Here is a 15,179-nt window from a genome sequence, read left to right as displayed (position 1 = left end):
CAAGGGTTTTGCATAGTTTAGAAGTTATGTCTGTCATTTTTTATTTCACTATATTCACTGTCAATATAGTTTTAAGTTCATAAGTATAATGCCATTTACAAAGAATTTTCACTCTCTCTTTTTTCAATACTAGCTAGTGCATTTTTACACCAACGGTGCCCTTTATCAGCGCCTTCCTTATAATACTTCAATGAAGCAGCTCTACCGTTAGGTGTTCCACCTAGATAATCAGGCATGTCACCTAATCTGCCAAGCTCGTAACAAGCTCTTTTGGCACCTAACTTATACGCCTGATGAATAAGGTTTAAACCCTCATAACTTTTATCATCAATTTCTTTTAAAAAGGAACCGTAAGCTGCCATTGATTCAGCACAGCCTTGGTCAGCAGCACTTTTATAAAAACTAGCTGCCATGTAACAAGGCCAGTTTATATTTTCCATAAAATTGCCCATATAAAGCTGAGCCTTTAAATTACCTAATGATGCAGAAACAACAATCCAATATAAGGCTTGTTCAGAATTACGTTCTACCCCCTCGCCTTTTAAATATGCATTAGCAAGAATATTTGAGGAATCAACACAGGCAAAGTTCAAAGCATCTGATTTTAAATCAGCGAGCTTTTCACTACAAAAAAAATCCATAACAACACTCCATATGTATAAATTTAATTCAATATTGGTATTAATCTATGTTTTAGTTATTCCTAGAAAATTGATTTAGGCACTTAATTAGAATATTTGCCGAGTGCCTAAAATTTTCTAACTGACCTTGAACACCATAAGCCCATTTGAGCCCATGGAAAAAATTATTTCTAAAACGATAAACTATAATAAGGCATGATATTAACTGACTTTTACTTTCATTATTTTCACCAGTCAAAACTGATTTAACTAGTTCTGAATTATCATTTTTTCGAAAGTTAAGATGTTCGAAATGGTCGTTAGTTGTGCGGTTTTCGACATATCGTCCTTGGAAGTAATTTAATTCCTCACTGATATCAACTGGCTGGTTTTCATTCTGTTCAATTAGGTCCTTAATTTTATTTACGGATGCTTTATTATCAAGTGCTTGAGCTTCAAACAATGTCCAAAGTAACGTAAACCATTGTACCGCATCCAGCTCAGCAGGAGAAAGATTGGCCACGTCAGGCGCGAAAATGCTTATATCGTCTAATTGAATCACTAAATATTCTCCGACATATGGAATCTAATACAATTCTAAAACTCTCTGTATAAAATTAAACTTACCATTCAAACTATCCGTACGGAAGGCTAACAAGCAATAATTGAGATATGGCAACGCATAAACTCACAGCTTCGGATTAAAATTCAACCTAAGATGGAAAAAATAAAGCACAAAGAAAAGGACAGCCACCCGGCGCAATATCACCACCGGCACTTCACAGCTGCCACTGCGCCTAATGGAAAATGATAAGGTCGATTTAAACCAATGGCTCGAAGCCTTAAAGGCGGAATCAGGGAAAAATATCACCGCGGCCTGATCAGCATGCGCGATAAGATCAACACCAAAGCGTTGATCCGTTAGATTAATGTGTTGCTTGATGCTGCGTGAATCAGACTTGCCTAGTCTGTTTCATGCGCAACACGCTAGCATTTTGCGTGAGCTTCATGCTCACGCGCTTTGATCAAAACTCGTGTCAGGCCAGATCAGTTCTGGCACGTTTATGCCCCATTCCCATTTAGGATAGCTAGTTGTATCAGTTTAGCTCGAAGAAGTTTGCCCTATATTTACTAATGCGAATTATTTGATCATCAAACTTCTGTATTCGGTAATTCTCTATAAGAAAATCATATAAGTTCAAGCGCTTGAATTAATTAGATTATTCTATCGATAAATTCGCTGATCAATCATATAAATACACTGGCATTTGTATTGTGTAGCGTTACACGCTACAGTTTAATGGTGATGTGTACAGGCCTTTGTGGAGTTTATTATGAAAAGTAGCGAAATTGTTCCTCATTTAGGAATCCACATTAGACAAAATATAATCCCACAAGGGATGTCGGTAACCAAAGCTGCTGAGCATTTAGGGGTTGGGCGACCAGCCCTTTCAAATCTATTAAATGGGAAAGCATCGCTATCCCCTGAGATGGCAAGACGATTAGAGAAGGCGTTTAGTTGCTCAAGTAAAGATTTACTCGCCATGCAGACAAATTACAGCGAGACTCAGGCCGCAGATAAAGAAGCGCCATCGAATATTAAAGCATACGTGCCAACGTTCTTGGCGCTGAAAGCCAACGATATTGAGCTCTGGGCATCACAGAACATCTCTGCTCGCACGAGGTTTCCTGTTTTCTTGAGGACTCTTGTTAATTCTACAGGGTTAAACCTAACTAAAGTGGACTTCCCAGGTAATGATGATGGAGAACGTCCAGGCTGGGATGGCTTCATTATCTCAGATGAAGGTACTCCATGGATTCCGAGAGGTAAATCGGGTTGGGAGTTTGGTGTCAACAGTAATGTAAAAGGCAAGGCAGATGGAGACTTTGAGAAAAGCGTAAAAGCTATCAGTGATACTGACAGAGCTGATATGACTTTCGTATTTGTAACGCCGCGTCGATGGTCAGGCAAGGCCAAGTGGACTGATGCCAAAAAGAAGGAGCATCTTTGGAAAGATGTACGTGCATATGATGCTAGCGACTTAGAACAATGGCTAGAGCAATCTCTCGCAGGACAAGCTTGGTTCGCAAATGAAACTCACAATGTAAATAATGGTGTTCGCTCCTTAGACAAATGCTGGAATGACTGGGCTGATGTTTCAGAGCCACCATTAACAGGAAAACTATTCACCTCAGCAATTCAAGCAGCCAAGCGGAAAATTTTATCAAGATTATCAAAATGTAGTGAAGGTCCTACTATTGTAGCTGCCGACTCAAAAGAGGAAGCTCTAGCATTCGTGTCTCAACTACTAAGCCAAACTGCTGAGCCAGAATTAGCTTATTTTCGAGATAGGGTATTAGTCTTTGATGAACCTGGCGCGCTAGCAAAGCTTGCTGAAAGTACTCAAACATTCATACCGGTAGTACATAGCCGTGAAGTAGAAAAAGAGTTAGCACCATATGCTAAAAAGTTAAATTCAATTGTCATTTACCCTCGCAATGCTTTTGGTATAGAACCACATATTGTTCTGGAACCTGCAAGTTATGAGACTTTCAATAACTCTATGGAGGACATGGGAAAGAGTCGCGATGATATACAGCGCCTTGCAAATGAGTCAGGTAGGTCTCTGACCGTCCTGCGGCGTAGATTAGCTCAGGTGCCCTCTGTGCGAACTCCTGAGTGGGCAAGTGAGCATGACATAAAAGTTAGCTTGATACCTTTCCTACTCGTCGGCGCATGGCAATACAAAAATGAAGCTGATAGATGTGGAATAGAATTGCTGGCAGGGGAGCGGAGCTATTCTCAGTTAGAAAGGGAGTTTCAAAGATTAGCGCAGCTTAATGACTCTCCCGTTTGGATGACTGATGGATATCAAGGTGTTGTATCTAAAACTGACTTGTTATTTGCTGTTGGTGATGCTCTAACAGAAGATGACTTAACTCGTTTTTTTGATGTTGCTCGAATGGTTTTAGCAGAAGACAATCCAGCACTAGATCTCGAAGAGGATCAACGCTGGGCTGCTTCAATGTATGGAAAAACTAGGGAATTTTCAGAGGTGTTCCGAGAAGGGCTTTCTGAAACGTTAGTTTTATTATCTTTGCATGGAGATGCTCTGTTTAAAGGCCGTTTCTCTTTAAATGCGGAAGTTGAAGTTAGTAAGTTAGTAAGCAGTTTACTACCTTCTCCTCTAACAACTCGAACACTTGAAGCTAATGATCGTGATCTTCCTACCTACGCTGAAGCCACACCAGAAGCATTCTTATCGATACTCGAAGCTGACTTAAAAAGTGAGAACCCTGGAGTTTTTGGCTTACTTAAACCCGCCAGTATAGGGCCTTTCAGCCATCCTAGCCGTACGGGATTATTATGGGCATTAGAAGGACTTTGCTGGAATCCAATTACGGTATTACGAGCTGTGATGATCCTAGCTCAATTAGCACAGATAGAGATAGATGATAACTGGGCAAATAAACCAATTAAATCATTATTAGCTGTGTTCAGGTCTTGGATGCCGCAAACATCAGCAAACCTTGAAACGAGAATTACGTTGGTCAAACGTATCCTTGTTAAATATCCTGATATTGGTTGGAAGCTGTGCATAGAGCAATTTGACACGCGAGGTCGAATAGGTGATTACAGCCATAAACCCAAATGGCGTACAGATGGGTATGGGTATGGAGAACCACTTCAAAATAAAATTCAAGTAAAGACATTTATTGATGAAATGGTCGGTTTGGCTTTAAATCGCGAATATTACTCTATAAATATGCTCATTGACTTGCTCGACAGGTTTGACTGTCTCAATGAACATGACCAAGAGATGATTTGGTCGATTATTGAAAAATGGGCAGGAGCAAAGGCTACAGATGCGGAAAAAGCACAGCTACGTGAAAAAATCAGAGTCACTGTATTTTCTCGGCGTGCCTTAAAGCACTCTTCTATTTCTGCTGTTCAAAAGAAATTAGCAAAATCAGCTTATGATTCATTAGAACCATCAGACTTATTGTTCAAACATAGTTGGCTTTTTAAAGAGAGTTGGGTAGAACCATCCGCCGATGAAGTTGATGACGTAGATAACTTTGATTTCGAAGCACGTAATGAAAAGATAACACGCTTACGCATTAGTGCACTGAGCAAAATCGTTGAGGAGATGGGGAATGAAGGACTCTTAGCCTTTTCAAAATCGGGAAATGCTGCATGGGATATTGGATCGTTATGCGCTAAGTTTTTGATGAATAGAAAGGAACTTATAGGGTTACTGAAGCTTGCTTTTAAGCAAGTTTTGAATGAGCGTGGAGAAGTTCGCCCTCTTCGTAGTCTAATATCTGGAGCTATATTTGCCCTTTCAAAGGAGCCAAAAAGTAAGCCTATTCTGAAAGAGGTTGCGGCTGACTCATCAGATGTAGACTTAGTAGAGCTACTTTTACTCGCCCCTTTTAGGAAATCTACTTGGATTATGGTCGATGCTTTAAGTCTAGATGCCCAGAAAAAATATTGGGAAAAGGTAGAGCCCTCGTGGATCCACGAATGTGATGAAGAAAACAACGAAGGTACAGAAAGGTTGATGGCAGCTAATAGGCCACGCGCAGCCTTTTCTTGCATCCAGCATCACCCAGAAAAGCTAGGGGTAAAAATCTTGTATCGCCTGCTCTCAAGTATTGCAACAGAGGGCAATGAGAAATCAGATCAGTATATGCTAGATAGCTACCATATAACGGAAGCATTCAAACATATCGATGCTAGCCATGAGCTATCTCTAGAAGATAAAGCAGGCCTAGAATATGCGTATATGGAGTTGCTGTCTTCTAGATTGGGAGGTGAAAAGGACAACTCGATTCCTAATTTGGAACGGTATATTGAGCTTCACCCAGAATTGTATGTACAAGCGATCACTTGGATAGCCAAACGACAGGATGGAAGACTTGAACCGAATGAAGTACAAGTGTCTGAAAATCTGGCTAAACGTGGTTACCACTTACTTGAAGCTGTCAAAATTATCCCTGGTCATAACGACTTAGGTGAATTGGAAACCGAAAGACTTAGAAAGTGGGTGACAATTGTCCGCGAATCATGTGAAGAACTTAACCGTTCAGAAGTTGGTGATTTATGTATCGGGACACTACTATCAGCATCTGCTATCGGAAAAGACGAAATTTGGCCGTGTGAAGAAGTAAGAGAGATCCTTGAAGACTTTCAGTCTGAAGGCATCATGAGAGGAATGCGCACAGGTGTTTATAATTCTCGAGAAGTCACAACGCGTATGCCTAGTGATGGTGGCGACCAAGAAAGAAACCTAGCAGAAAAATACAGGGAGTTTGGTCAGAAAATGCTGTCATCTTACCCTTATGTTGCCGCGAAACTTCTGTTTGCTATCGCAGAGTCTTATGAGCATGATGCGAAACGGTATGATGCTGATGCTAGCGCAAGGTTGAGATTAGGTAGGTAAGATAAGTCATATGCACTTTTGTAATTAAGTTTACTTTTTCTCATCTGAATGAAGCAAGTTAGATCTGTTACTCTAACTTGCTTTTGTCCAGAAGTAAGCCACAAGGAGTATGAAAGTTATTCCTCTCCAACACGAACATCCTTCGAAATATCTTATTTTTTCTCGGTCTGACTGCCCGCCACACGGTTGGCAGCTAGAGCTTGGGATAATATCTCCCGTTCACGCTCGGATTGAGATAGATCTAATTTCACCTGATTCAGTTGTTTTTCGACGCTAATAAGCTCAGCTTGGACGCTTCCGAGTTGGTTTGCTTGCTGACGATAACTATTGAGATCTGTATTAAGTCTTTGCGTATCACGCTCAAATGCCAACTTTTCTGCATTAACCTCGGCTAGTTTTGCTCGAGAGTCTGCTAATTCATTGCGCACCGATACTAAGGTTGCCGTTAAATTTTCCGCAGTCTTACCTAGCTTGGCTTCTGTAGCCTTTAATTCTGTTCGGTCCTGCGTCAATCGCTCAAGGTTCGCTGTGGTGTATGAGATCTGGTCTTGCTGCTTTGATAGTGTGGCCTGCAGAGTTGCAATGGTGGCCTTCGCTTGCTCTAACTCTCGCTGTTCTAGTTCACGCTTCGCAAAATCGATGCTGAGTAATTTAATTTGCTCTCGAGATGCCCTTAATTCGGTCTCTGCTTGTGCAACGCGCCCATTCGCTGCGTCTACTAATGCTTCTGCTTTTAATACTTCGGCTTTTGCGTGATTTCTTGCGTCATCAATGGCCTTTTCGCTGGTGGCCTTTAACTCTCGCAGTTGTTGCTCTATCAGGCTTACAGCGGATTGGGCCTTTTCGACCTTGGCTGCGGTGCTGGTTTCAATCTCCGCAACTTGAGCCGCCGTAGTATTCAAGACGCTTTCTAACTTATCTTCACTGTCACTTAACAGCGATAGCGTTTCATCAAGGTTTCGCGTCAACTGGGCAACTTGCTCGGTCAGCGATTCGTTACGACGGTCAATCATGAGCAACAGTTCTTGAGACAGCAACTTAGCTACGGCAAGGCTTCCAACCTCTTCCGCGATAGCATTTTTTCTATGCTCAAGATTATTTTTGTACTCAATCAAGAACCCTTGGATCGACGATGTTCTGCCCTGCAGATGAACGCTCAAGTTACGTGTCGTTGGCTCGACACCGTTTTTAAGCATTTCATTCGCGAGCTTAGTCACTTCCTCAAGAGTTGCCTTCGGTTTCACTGCCAATTGTTCCATTTGCTTGCCTCAAACATCTTCAAAGTTAATGACTTACATCGATAAATCACAGTGTAGCCAGTTATTCAACACTCTGCAATGGAAACGATTTTTTTACGGAAACATCGTTTCCCGTTTCCCGTGGTGATTTGCGTCATTCTTGTCTTGTATGGTGCTGATATAGAAGGGTAAATCCTGAAATTGGCCAGAATCGGCCGCCGTAATAGAATGTTCCTACATCAACTGAATGGGACAGAAAAAATGACCGAACTAGCAACTACGCCAACTGCACCGCGCAACCATGCAGAGGTCGCTATGTACCACTACTATCTGACCAATGCCGTGTTGACGACGAGCCCCAACGAGCAAGTCATTGGTGATGTGTTGGGGATGGGGGAAGATGACTTTGTGATGGAGCTGTTTGCGCTGTCTGAAGCGTTTTGGCTAAAAGGTGAAGATCTCTATGCCGAGGGTAAAGCGTTCTCAGGGCTTGCGGTATTCGACGTTGTGGCTGAGCTGGCTGAGTTCTTCTGGGGGTATGTAGAGCATACTGGAGAAATGCCTGACCTTGATGCGTTCAAGCTGGATATTGACCGAGTGTTTGAGACTTACACGCGATAAATCACCTGTCTAATACTCTTCAAAACAGTGAGGCCTACAACCCCGATGGTAGTAGGCCCAACTTCCAAGCAGTAGTTTCTAACCCTGTAATGGAGTGCTTATCTTTTTAATATTTGTTCCCTCCATGTATTCTTTACGCAAAAAATCATCTTCGGGATTTTCGATGTTTCAATAATTAGTTATACTGTATTAATGTACAGTATTTGTGATTTGTCCTATGAACGTCATCATTGGTTTGGCATCGGCAGGCATACACGGCTTTGAGAGCCCCGCCGCTGGATACCAAGAGAAGGCGCTAAGCCTCAATAATCTTATTGTCTCACACCCATCAGCAACGGTATTTGCAGAGGTTACCGACGATGCTATGACGGGTCTTGGGCTATTTACCGGAGATCTACTTGTCGTTGATAAGTCATTGACTGCGACGCGGGGAGATGTCGTTTTGGCGCTGGTGGACGGCGAAACCGTTTGTCGGCAGCTAGACCATGACCATCATAAACTTCATGCCAATACCAATGCTCATTATTCCGAAATATCAGTCACAGACGGGATAGAGATTCAGGGCGTGGCCATTTGTGCCGTGCGCTTTCATCGACGAAAGCGCGATCCTCTAGTGTTGAAAAGCCTTGATGACCTTCTGGTTGAATCGACGTTTGTGGGCCGTGCAAGAGGTGACTCGATGACGGGGGTGGGCATTCACTCCGGTGACATCCTGATAGTGTCACGTCAACTCACCGCAGGTTCAGGCGATGTCATTATTGCCATGTACGAAAACGAATTTGTCTGTAAAGTCCTCGATCTCACCAATAGCAGGCTGTTATCGGCTAACGACTATTTTGAGCCGGTGTTAATCAAGCCGGATGATAGATTTTGGTGTGAGGGTGTTGTGCCAGCATCAATTAGGCTACTAAAACAGCCGAGTTTATTGCTATGAGCAGTATTATCGCGCTTTGCGACGGGAATAAATTTTATAGCTCATGCGAACAGATTTTTAACCCTCTGTATCGTGGTAAGGCACTAATCGTGGTCTCGAACAATGACGGGATGATCGTGACGTTAAGCCCAGAAGCGGCCGCGTTGGGACTTAAAAAATTCACGCCTTACTTTCAAGTGGCCGAGTTCTGTCGGGCGAATGGGGTGGTCATTTGCTCGAGCAATTATGCGTTGTATTCAACAATCAGCACCCAGTTCATGAGGGTCGCGTCGAGAGAGTGCTATTCGTATTTTCCCTATTCTATTGACGAAATTTTTGCTGAATTTGGCAACGACACACCACAAAACCTATCAAAATTAGGCCGTAAGCTAAGGCATGATGTGTGGCGCGAGGTTAGATTGCCTATCGGTGTCGGGCTAGGGGATTCCTTGACGCTGGCGAAGGCCGCAAATCATGCTGCGAAGCGCTTAGGCTATCGCGGTGTTTGCGTGATTAAAGCGCATAATCGCGAAGCCATCTTAGGGGCGATGTTGACTACCGATGTGTGGGGGGTGGGTAAACGAATTGGTCAGTGGCTAAGTTCGATGGGGATTCACACGGCGCTGCAGTTGGCCCAGATGAAGACTAAGACCGCGAGGAAAATGTTTGGCGTTAACATCGAAAGAACGGTTTTCGAGCTGAATGGGACAAAGGCGTTTAGCTGGGACGATATGCCCGTTAATAAGCGACAGATATTCTCTACACGCTCGGTTGGCCAGCGAATAACGACGATAGCAGGGTTAAAGGAGGCGTTGTCATTCCATGCGTGTGAAGCGGCTCGAAAGCTAAGGGGTCAAAAATCGGTAGCACGTTGCTTGGTATTTTTTGCTCAAACATCCGCGTATGACAAGCATGGTGTTAGTGGTTTCAGTCGGACAATTCATTTACCAGCTCCCACCAGTGACAGCATGATCATCAGTCAGCAAATTACCTCTGCGGTTGAGTCATGTTATGCCGCAGTGCCGTACTATCGCGTTGGGGTAGGGCTATTAGATATAGAACCAGGCTTGCAGCTCGATATGTTCAACGACAACCTGGGAAAACCAGCGTTGATGTCAGTCATGGACAGATTAAACGAGCAAATGGGCAAAGGTGCCGTGTTCGTCGCCGCCAATGGCATTGAGAAAAATTGGCAGATGCGCCGTGAGTTTTTGAGCCCGTCCTATCTAACCAACTGGAATGACATCCCTAATATCAAGTGTTAGGACTTGATTAAGGAATACTAGCGTATTAGTACATTAGCATTTAGCAAAACCTACCTCAGAATGACCAAAATTTGCCTCATTGTGACTTTATGGGATGATTTTCTTAATGAATACAGGAGAAAATCATCATGATACCTAAGACACAGCGGGAGCGACAAATTGATGATTGGCAATGCAGTACCACCGGTGATGGCTAAAGAAGTGATCAGTGCTGTACTCAAAGCCGCATGAGTTGGAGTGTAATTAAGTCTCACTCTGAGTATTCGTTCGTTACTGAGTAATAATGATTCATACTCGCTTAGTGGTAAACCATTTCAATTGAGTGGTAAATATGCCGCATTCTTGTTGGTAAGTATTTGCAGAATATCCGCTTGTTGTTGCAGCAAACTGGTAAACCAAAGAGGATTCTTTACCGCTAGTTGCAGGAAAATGTTAAGGAATGGAGCTGGAAAGCGGCTTAACCGTAGGATAGTTGTCGCGAGAGGTAGCCCAATGACAATGCCGCCGCAAACAGCAAGACCACAAACAAGCACATCGCCATTATCGGGGTAAGCAAGTCCAAAAGCGGGGCGTAGCTGAAAGGCAGCGCCCCGATCATAAAGCAGATGCAATACAGCGCAATGTAGCTGTTGTTCAAATCGACTTTGCTGGGAACTGCATTCGCCACCACGGAGGATGTTAGATACAGCCAAATTCCAAACCGCACCGGTTCAACAGCAGCGTAATCGTAAAGCGCTGACCAATCAGTGAGTGTAGGCGCCTGACACAGCCAATTCAGTAAGCACACAACGAATAAACCACCGAATAGCGGCGCAATACCAACGAAGAGGCGCAGTAAAGGGCTGATAATAGAAGGTCGATACTTGTACTGCACAAAACCGAGGGTGCCGTCCGGCTGAGGGGAAAAGAATGAGATGTGGGTGATGTTAAATCCGACCAAAATGGCGGTCAGCGCATGACTGAGTTCATGGATAAATACACCTGGAGCCGCATAGACGCGAAATAGCCATCCTCGACCAAGTAAGGAAAAGAACCTGTCCCGCATCAGTGACAACAGTGTCAGAGTTACCCCTAAGCTGAGTACAACTAACCAACCTTCAACCATTAACGCTATCCAACGCTATTAGCAATTTCCAACTCTCGAATACAGTAAGCCGTGGCGATGTCGGCGCGTTCAACGGCGTTTTTCGCATCGGCCTCAAGGCGCTCAACCATCAGTTCTAATGTTTCCATTTGCTTGGCACGGCGTAAGCGCAATACATAGGTTTTCACTGTGTCACTAGCACTATTGAAGTTGAACATCTCACGTAACATTGTTTAGTCCCGAGCAAAAGATTTCCAAATGTAATTCTGGGGAAGACATTAACACCAAATGATAATTCCCAATATAACCGATGCCAAAATAATTCAATTTAGACCATCATGCAAACTAGGGGGAAGGAATAAGCAAGAGCACGGAGTACACCTGATAATTCCGTTAAACTCTGACGCGCTTATTCTGGCGTTTCCTTGGATATAACTTGTTTAACTCGCTTCACCGTCGAGGTGCTATTGAGTGTTAATCTGGCGATTTTCTCTTGAGTGAGATTGCCTGCCTCCAACAGATCAATCACATATTGATACTGCTTGCGCCATTCCTCGCCACCGACTTTGATGGTTCCCTTGGGGCGCCCAAAACTGCTGCCGCTTTGAATCGTCTGGCGAATCCCTTTACGCACAGCATCTAATCGCTTGGGTTCGTAACGCCAACGCCCTGTGGCAATAAAGCGCTCGTCCTTATCGAAGGGGGCTAAGTCATTGGCTACGCGTGTGAATGCGGCCTTAAGCTGCTTCAATGCTGACGCATCGAGGCTCAGATATTCTTGATGCTTTCCTATCTCTCTCTTTGATAGCCGGTATCGATACAATACATACTGCTCCAGATAACCGCCGTAAGGGATTAACCGCAATACTTTGGTGGAGATGTCCTGGTTAAAGTGGGCTTTCATCTCTGACATGACTTCAGCTAACCTTACGTTCACTTCACGACGTGTCCGGCCCACCTTATAAATGACTTCACCACTGTCTAGGGTTAACTCAAATAAATAGGTGGTAGCCATCATCAGCTGCTGTTGGCGCCAAGCCTCAATCTCAAAGTGTGCTCGATGTAGTTCGTTGTTAGCCACTAACTGCGATTTTCTATGTATCCGGGCTGTGAGTTGGCGGCGAAACCAGTTGCTGAATTTACTCAGCGATAGTTGGCCGGTGATGATTAACGCGGCATCGGTCAGTCGATATTTACCCGTGTAACTGTCGGTCTCAATAAGATTGTGCTTTAACAGATCACGAACATGCTTAGGTTCATACCAAAATACTTCCCCAGGATGGGCTTCGGCGTAATTCTGTAAGACATTAACAAGGAAATCAGGCGCGCAAAGGTGAAAGTGATCCCAGCCTGGTATTTGTGGCAGCTGTTGCAGTGACTCATGGCAGGTTTCGCCGTCATGTCGAAAGTGATGAATATTGACTAGCCCCTTTGCGGCGATCAACGGCACGGCACAAAAGGGGCAGGAGAGGTCGGTTTTACCACTATTTACCACATCGATAGCGATTAACTCTCCGTCTGTGGCTTTTCCGAGTGTTAAAAAGGCATTGGAAGTCATACTTAATTGACCCTGTTAAATGTCGAATAAATGTAGCTCAAATAAGTATGGGGAAGAACGTAAGTTATATCAACCGGTCAGGTCATCAGGTCATCAGGGCGGCTAGGGTATTCTAATCTCAATTCAATGGCTAAAGTCGATTATTTGCAAAATCTGCCATAATCTTGTCGTCACTAAGATTATCTAAATTTCTCTTCCACTTTCTCAAATATGGCCATCGCCACTTTATTGAGCACTATTAATTATCTATCCAGATACTCAAGAGGTAGGGGTGTACACCTATCTTTGTTAGCCCACATCATTGCATGATGGTCTAAATAAGGTTACAGTAAGACAACAACAAAAATACTTTAAGGTGATAGCTTTGTGTATAATATCGGATAGCTATGAAGTGATCCAATCCTCATTGCGGGAGCTCAATCACCTGCTTGATTCGAATACCCCTATCCGTGCCAGCGTGACACCTGTACCGCCCGTCATAAAATCGGCTGAGAAAGTGCGCGAGCCGGTGACGGTGATTTCGGTACGCGAAACACTGGGTCTTGCAGCAGTAACGAAAGCCAAACTCGCTTACGGTGATTTACACATTCATCCTGATTACTCGCAGCGCTCAGCTCGTAGAACGCCTGGGGTGCTTTGGTACTCCACATCGCCGTTAGTCACTCACAAAGTTATGGATGTCATTGCCCGGATTAACTTGGCTAAAGCGGCCATCGAGAAGGAAATCACCACCAAGTACAGCGCCCGTGCAGACAGATTTGAGAAACTACGAGAGGTTTGCCCTGGTGTCATGGCGTTACATCTCTATCGCCAAATCCGATGCTTTGACGAACCCATGACCTCGGCGCGGCTCAGCTGGTTATGCAAGGATGTGGTGTCGAAGGTCGATAAAGACAAATTGCTACAGCAACTGAACGCGGATATTAAGCGCCTTGGCGATGAATGCCCAAGTCAGCTATTGCTGTTAAAGCAGAACATCTTGAACACCCCCGAAGCGATGATTCGGGCGCGTCGGGATATTCAGCCGCAGCCCGTGGCCAATCTCATGATTAACGGGAAGGTGAAAACGGTTACCGCTACGATGCCGCTTATTGTATTGCAAAGTGAGCCGTTAGAGATCAAGCCACTCACTACGTTTGACGCTTCAGTTAAGCGCGGTACTCGTGCCGATAAGCAAGCAGCTACGCCACTGGGCTCCTTTAATGGCTCCAGCTATGAAGCAAGGAATTAAAGACCGCAAACGGAGAGTAATTAGGTCAATTTTTGCGTAATTCCCATGACGTAATACAGTGCGTAAAGCAATGTAATTTGAAGGCTTATGAATGAACAGTTACGAAGAGCAGCTTAAATCCGTCTTTCACACATCGCAGATGCACTTGTATATGACTTGTGCTGAGTCAGACCGATTTGTGCCAATGCAACGCCGCAATGAGATCCTGATAAAAAGGTTAAAGCCTTTTGTGGATGACAAGTCATATCGTGAAATCAAGAGTCATATTAAGCGTGTTATCCAGCTTGGTCGCAAAGGGCAGGATATGGAGGCCTGCATCAATCAAATGCTATCAGTAATCAATAGCTCCAGCGTGAAATACGATAGGATGATGGCGTTGGCTGAATGGTTAGTTACTACGATTGAGGTTATCGAAACGCCGATTCAATTCCGAACCAGCGAGCAACCAGTAACAGTGGACCACAATGTCTGTGAGATCCGCTTTAATCGCTTAGAGATTGAAAATTGCTTTAATGAAGACGGCCAACAAATTGCTCCGATGATAATTAACTATCGCTACACTTCAGAGGACAATTTAATTGCACTTAAGAAGGTGTTTAACTCAGATTATCAATTGATTGAATGTAAGGTGTTAACAAACAACACTGCCAACTTATTTATCATCGATAGCGCTCATTGGTTGGATGCTCAATAGTGCTCAAATAGCTGAAAGGAACTCTCGGTATGATTCAATTACCCTCTCTCACCTTACATGATGTTGTACGCAACTTATCCGGCTTAGGCTTCTTTTGGGCGTTGTGGATGATATTCCCTTATCGACATAATCACGCAATACCTCTACTTCGGTCTGGTGCCGCTATCGCTTTGATGGCGGCTGGGTTGTATAGGCTAAGTGATACAGGGCTTGTTGAGTTTAACACCCCTGCATTTCTGGCGCTGGCCACATTACTGGTCACTACTAAAATGGATAATACCAATACATTTCCGGCGATGGTTATTCAGAACGTGTTTCTTGGTAGCACGTTAATTTCGTTATTTATTTATGGCATTGGAACCGTAGTTATCACCTGCACTTCGGCTGCGATTTTCTTGTATATCCTCAACAAAGCAATGCCGGAAGACATTCACAATTAATATAGCGAGTGATATTGTCCATCCGTGTACTGCATTGGACGTAACTCTATGAATCCTTTTATCCTGCC

13 protein-coding genes are annotated in these 15,179 nt (G+C 43.9%); 7 read left to right on the top strand and 6 right to left on the bottom strand.

What is annotated here, in order from left to right; genetic code table 11:
• Positions 1 to 95: 95 nt before the first annotated feature.
• Complete coding sequence (locus L5M37_RS19700) at positions 96 to 641, bottom strand: tetratricopeptide repeat protein (RefSeq protein ID WP_263201681.1); 546 nt, start codon at positions 639 to 641, stop codon at positions 96 to 98.
• Positions 642 to 693: 52 nt separating this feature from the next.
• Positions 694 to 1,182 carry a hypothetical protein gene (locus L5M37_RS19695; RefSeq protein WP_263201680.1) on the bottom strand — a complete coding sequence of 163 codons (489 nt, stop codon included), beginning with the start codon at positions 1,180 to 1,182 and terminating at the stop codon, positions 694 to 696.
• Between the two features lie 772 nt (positions 1,183 to 1,954).
• Here L5M37_RS19695 and L5M37_RS19690 point away from each other — a divergent pair.
• Complete coding sequence (locus tag L5M37_RS19690; RefSeq protein ID WP_012197948.1) at positions 1,955 to 6,067, top strand: HigA family addiction module antitoxin; 4,113 nt, start codon at positions 1,955 to 1,957, stop codon at positions 6,065 to 6,067.
• A gap of 152 nt (positions 6,068 to 6,219) precedes the next feature.
• Here L5M37_RS19690 and L5M37_RS19685 read toward each other — a convergent pair whose 3' ends face one another.
• Positions 6,220 to 7,326 carry a hypothetical protein gene (locus L5M37_RS19685; RefSeq protein ID WP_140907554.1) on the bottom strand — a complete coding sequence of 369 codons (1,107 nt, stop codon included), beginning with the start codon at positions 7,324 to 7,326 and terminating at the stop codon, positions 6,220 to 6,222.
• 240 nt (positions 7,327 to 7,566) lie between these two features.
• Here L5M37_RS19685 and L5M37_RS19680 point away from each other — a divergent pair, with 240 nt between their 5' ends.
• The 3 genes from L5M37_RS19680 (at position 7,567) to L5M37_RS19670 (ending at position 10,104) form a co-directional block, all read left to right on the top strand.
• Entirely contained in the window at positions 7,567 to 7,926 is a 360-nt protein-coding gene (locus L5M37_RS19680) for a hypothetical protein (RefSeq protein WP_011711511.1), read from the top strand.
• Between the two features lie 217 nt (positions 7,927 to 8,143).
• Complete coding sequence (locus L5M37_RS19675) at positions 8,144 to 8,860, top strand: S24 family peptidase (RefSeq protein WP_263176862.1); 717 nt, start codon at positions 8,144 to 8,146, stop codon at positions 8,858 to 8,860.
• On the top strand, positions 8,857 to 10,104 hold the full coding sequence (locus L5M37_RS19670; protein WP_263201679.1) for a Y-family DNA polymerase: 1,248 nt from the start codon (positions 8,857 to 8,859) through the stop codon (positions 10,102 to 10,104). Before L5M37_RS19675 ends, L5M37_RS19670 begins: the two co-directional genes overlap by 4 nt.
• Positions 10,105 to 10,561: 457 nt before the next feature.
• Here the strand turns inward: L5M37_RS19670 and L5M37_RS19665 are convergent, their stop codons facing one another.
• The 3 genes from L5M37_RS19665 to L5M37_RS19655 form a co-directional block, all read right to left on the bottom strand.
• Entirely contained in the window at positions 10,562 to 11,209 is a 648-nt protein-coding gene (locus L5M37_RS19665; protein WP_208660721.1) for a M50 family metallopeptidase, read from the bottom strand.
• 5 nt (positions 11,210 to 11,214) lie between these two features.
• Positions 11,215 to 11,418, bottom strand: a complete 204-nt coding sequence (locus L5M37_RS19660; protein WP_208660719.1) for a hypothetical protein — start codon at positions 11,416 to 11,418, stop codon at positions 11,215 to 11,217.
• A gap of 179 nt (positions 11,419 to 11,597) precedes the next feature.
• Positions 11,598 to 12,746, bottom strand: coding sequence for a GIY-YIG nuclease family protein (locus L5M37_RS19655; RefSeq protein ID WP_263149232.1), 1,149 nt, complete (start codon positions 12,744 to 12,746; stop codon positions 11,598 to 11,600).
• Between the two features lie 355 nt (positions 12,747 to 13,101).
• Between L5M37_RS19655 and L5M37_RS19650 the strand changes: the two genes are divergently transcribed.
• The 3 genes from L5M37_RS19650 (at position 13,102) to L5M37_RS19640 (ending at position 15,111) form a co-directional block, all read left to right on the top strand.
• Positions 13,102 to 13,977, top strand: a complete 876-nt coding sequence (locus L5M37_RS19650; RefSeq protein WP_263149230.1) for a DNA replication terminus site-binding protein — start codon at positions 13,102 to 13,104, stop codon at positions 13,975 to 13,977.
• 91 nt (positions 13,978 to 14,068) lie between these two features.
• Positions 14,069 to 14,671 (top strand): DUF2913 family protein, encoded by a 603-nt coding sequence (locus tag L5M37_RS19645; RefSeq protein ID WP_263176859.1) that lies wholly within the window; start codon positions 14,069 to 14,071, stop codon positions 14,669 to 14,671.
• 29 nt (positions 14,672 to 14,700) lie between these two features.
• Positions 14,701 to 15,111, top strand: a complete 411-nt coding sequence (locus L5M37_RS19640; RefSeq protein WP_263149226.1) for a hypothetical protein — start codon at positions 14,701 to 14,703, stop codon at positions 15,109 to 15,111.
• Positions 15,112 to 15,179: the final 68 nt, after the last annotated feature.

Source organism: Shewanella sp. SM69, assembly GCF_025653985.1.
GTDB lineage: Bacteria > Pseudomonadota > Gammaproteobacteria > Enterobacterales > Shewanellaceae > Shewanella > Shewanella oncorhynchi.
This window is presented reverse-complemented; position numbering and strand designations above follow the sequence as displayed.

Excerpts from the sequence above, each read along its gene's own strand:
- L5M37_RS19685 (WP_140907554.1), bottom strand. The coding sequence starts at position 7,326 with ATGGAACAATTGGCAGTGAAACCGAAGGCAACTCTTGAGGAAGTGACT.
- L5M37_RS19700 (WP_263201681.1), bottom strand. The coding sequence starts at position 641 with ATGGATTTTTTTTGTAGTGAAAAGCTCGCTGATTTAAAATCAGATGCT.
- L5M37_RS19660 (WP_208660719.1), bottom strand. The coding sequence starts at position 11,418 with ATGTTACGTGAGATGTTCAACTTCAATAGTGCTAGTGACACAGTGAAA.
- L5M37_RS19680 (WP_011711511.1), top strand. The coding sequence starts at position 7,567 with ATGACCGAACTAGCAACTACGCCAACTGCACCGCGCAACCATGCAGAG.
- L5M37_RS19655 (WP_263149232.1), bottom strand. The coding sequence starts at position 12,746 with ATGACTTCCAATGCCTTTTTAACACTCGGAAAAGCCACAGACGGAGAG.
- L5M37_RS19645 (WP_263176859.1), top strand. The coding sequence starts at position 14,069 with ATGAACAGTTACGAAGAGCAGCTTAAATCCGTCTTTCACACATCGCAG.
- L5M37_RS19675 (WP_263176862.1), top strand. The coding sequence starts at position 8,144 with ATGAACGTCATCATTGGTTTGGCATCGGCAGGCATACACGGCTTTGAG.
- L5M37_RS19640 (WP_263149226.1), top strand. The coding sequence starts at position 14,701 with ATGATTCAATTACCCTCTCTCACCTTACATGATGTTGTACGCAACTTA.
- L5M37_RS19690 (WP_012197948.1), top strand. The coding sequence starts at position 1,955 with ATGAAAAGTAGCGAAATTGTTCCTCATTTAGGAATCCACATTAGACAA.
- L5M37_RS19670 (WP_263201679.1), top strand. The coding sequence starts at position 8,857 with ATGAGCAGTATTATCGCGCTTTGCGACGGGAATAAATTTTATAGCTCA.
- L5M37_RS19665 (WP_208660721.1), bottom strand. The coding sequence starts at position 11,209 with ATGGTTGAAGGTTGGTTAGTTGTACTCAGCTTAGGGGTAACTCTGACA.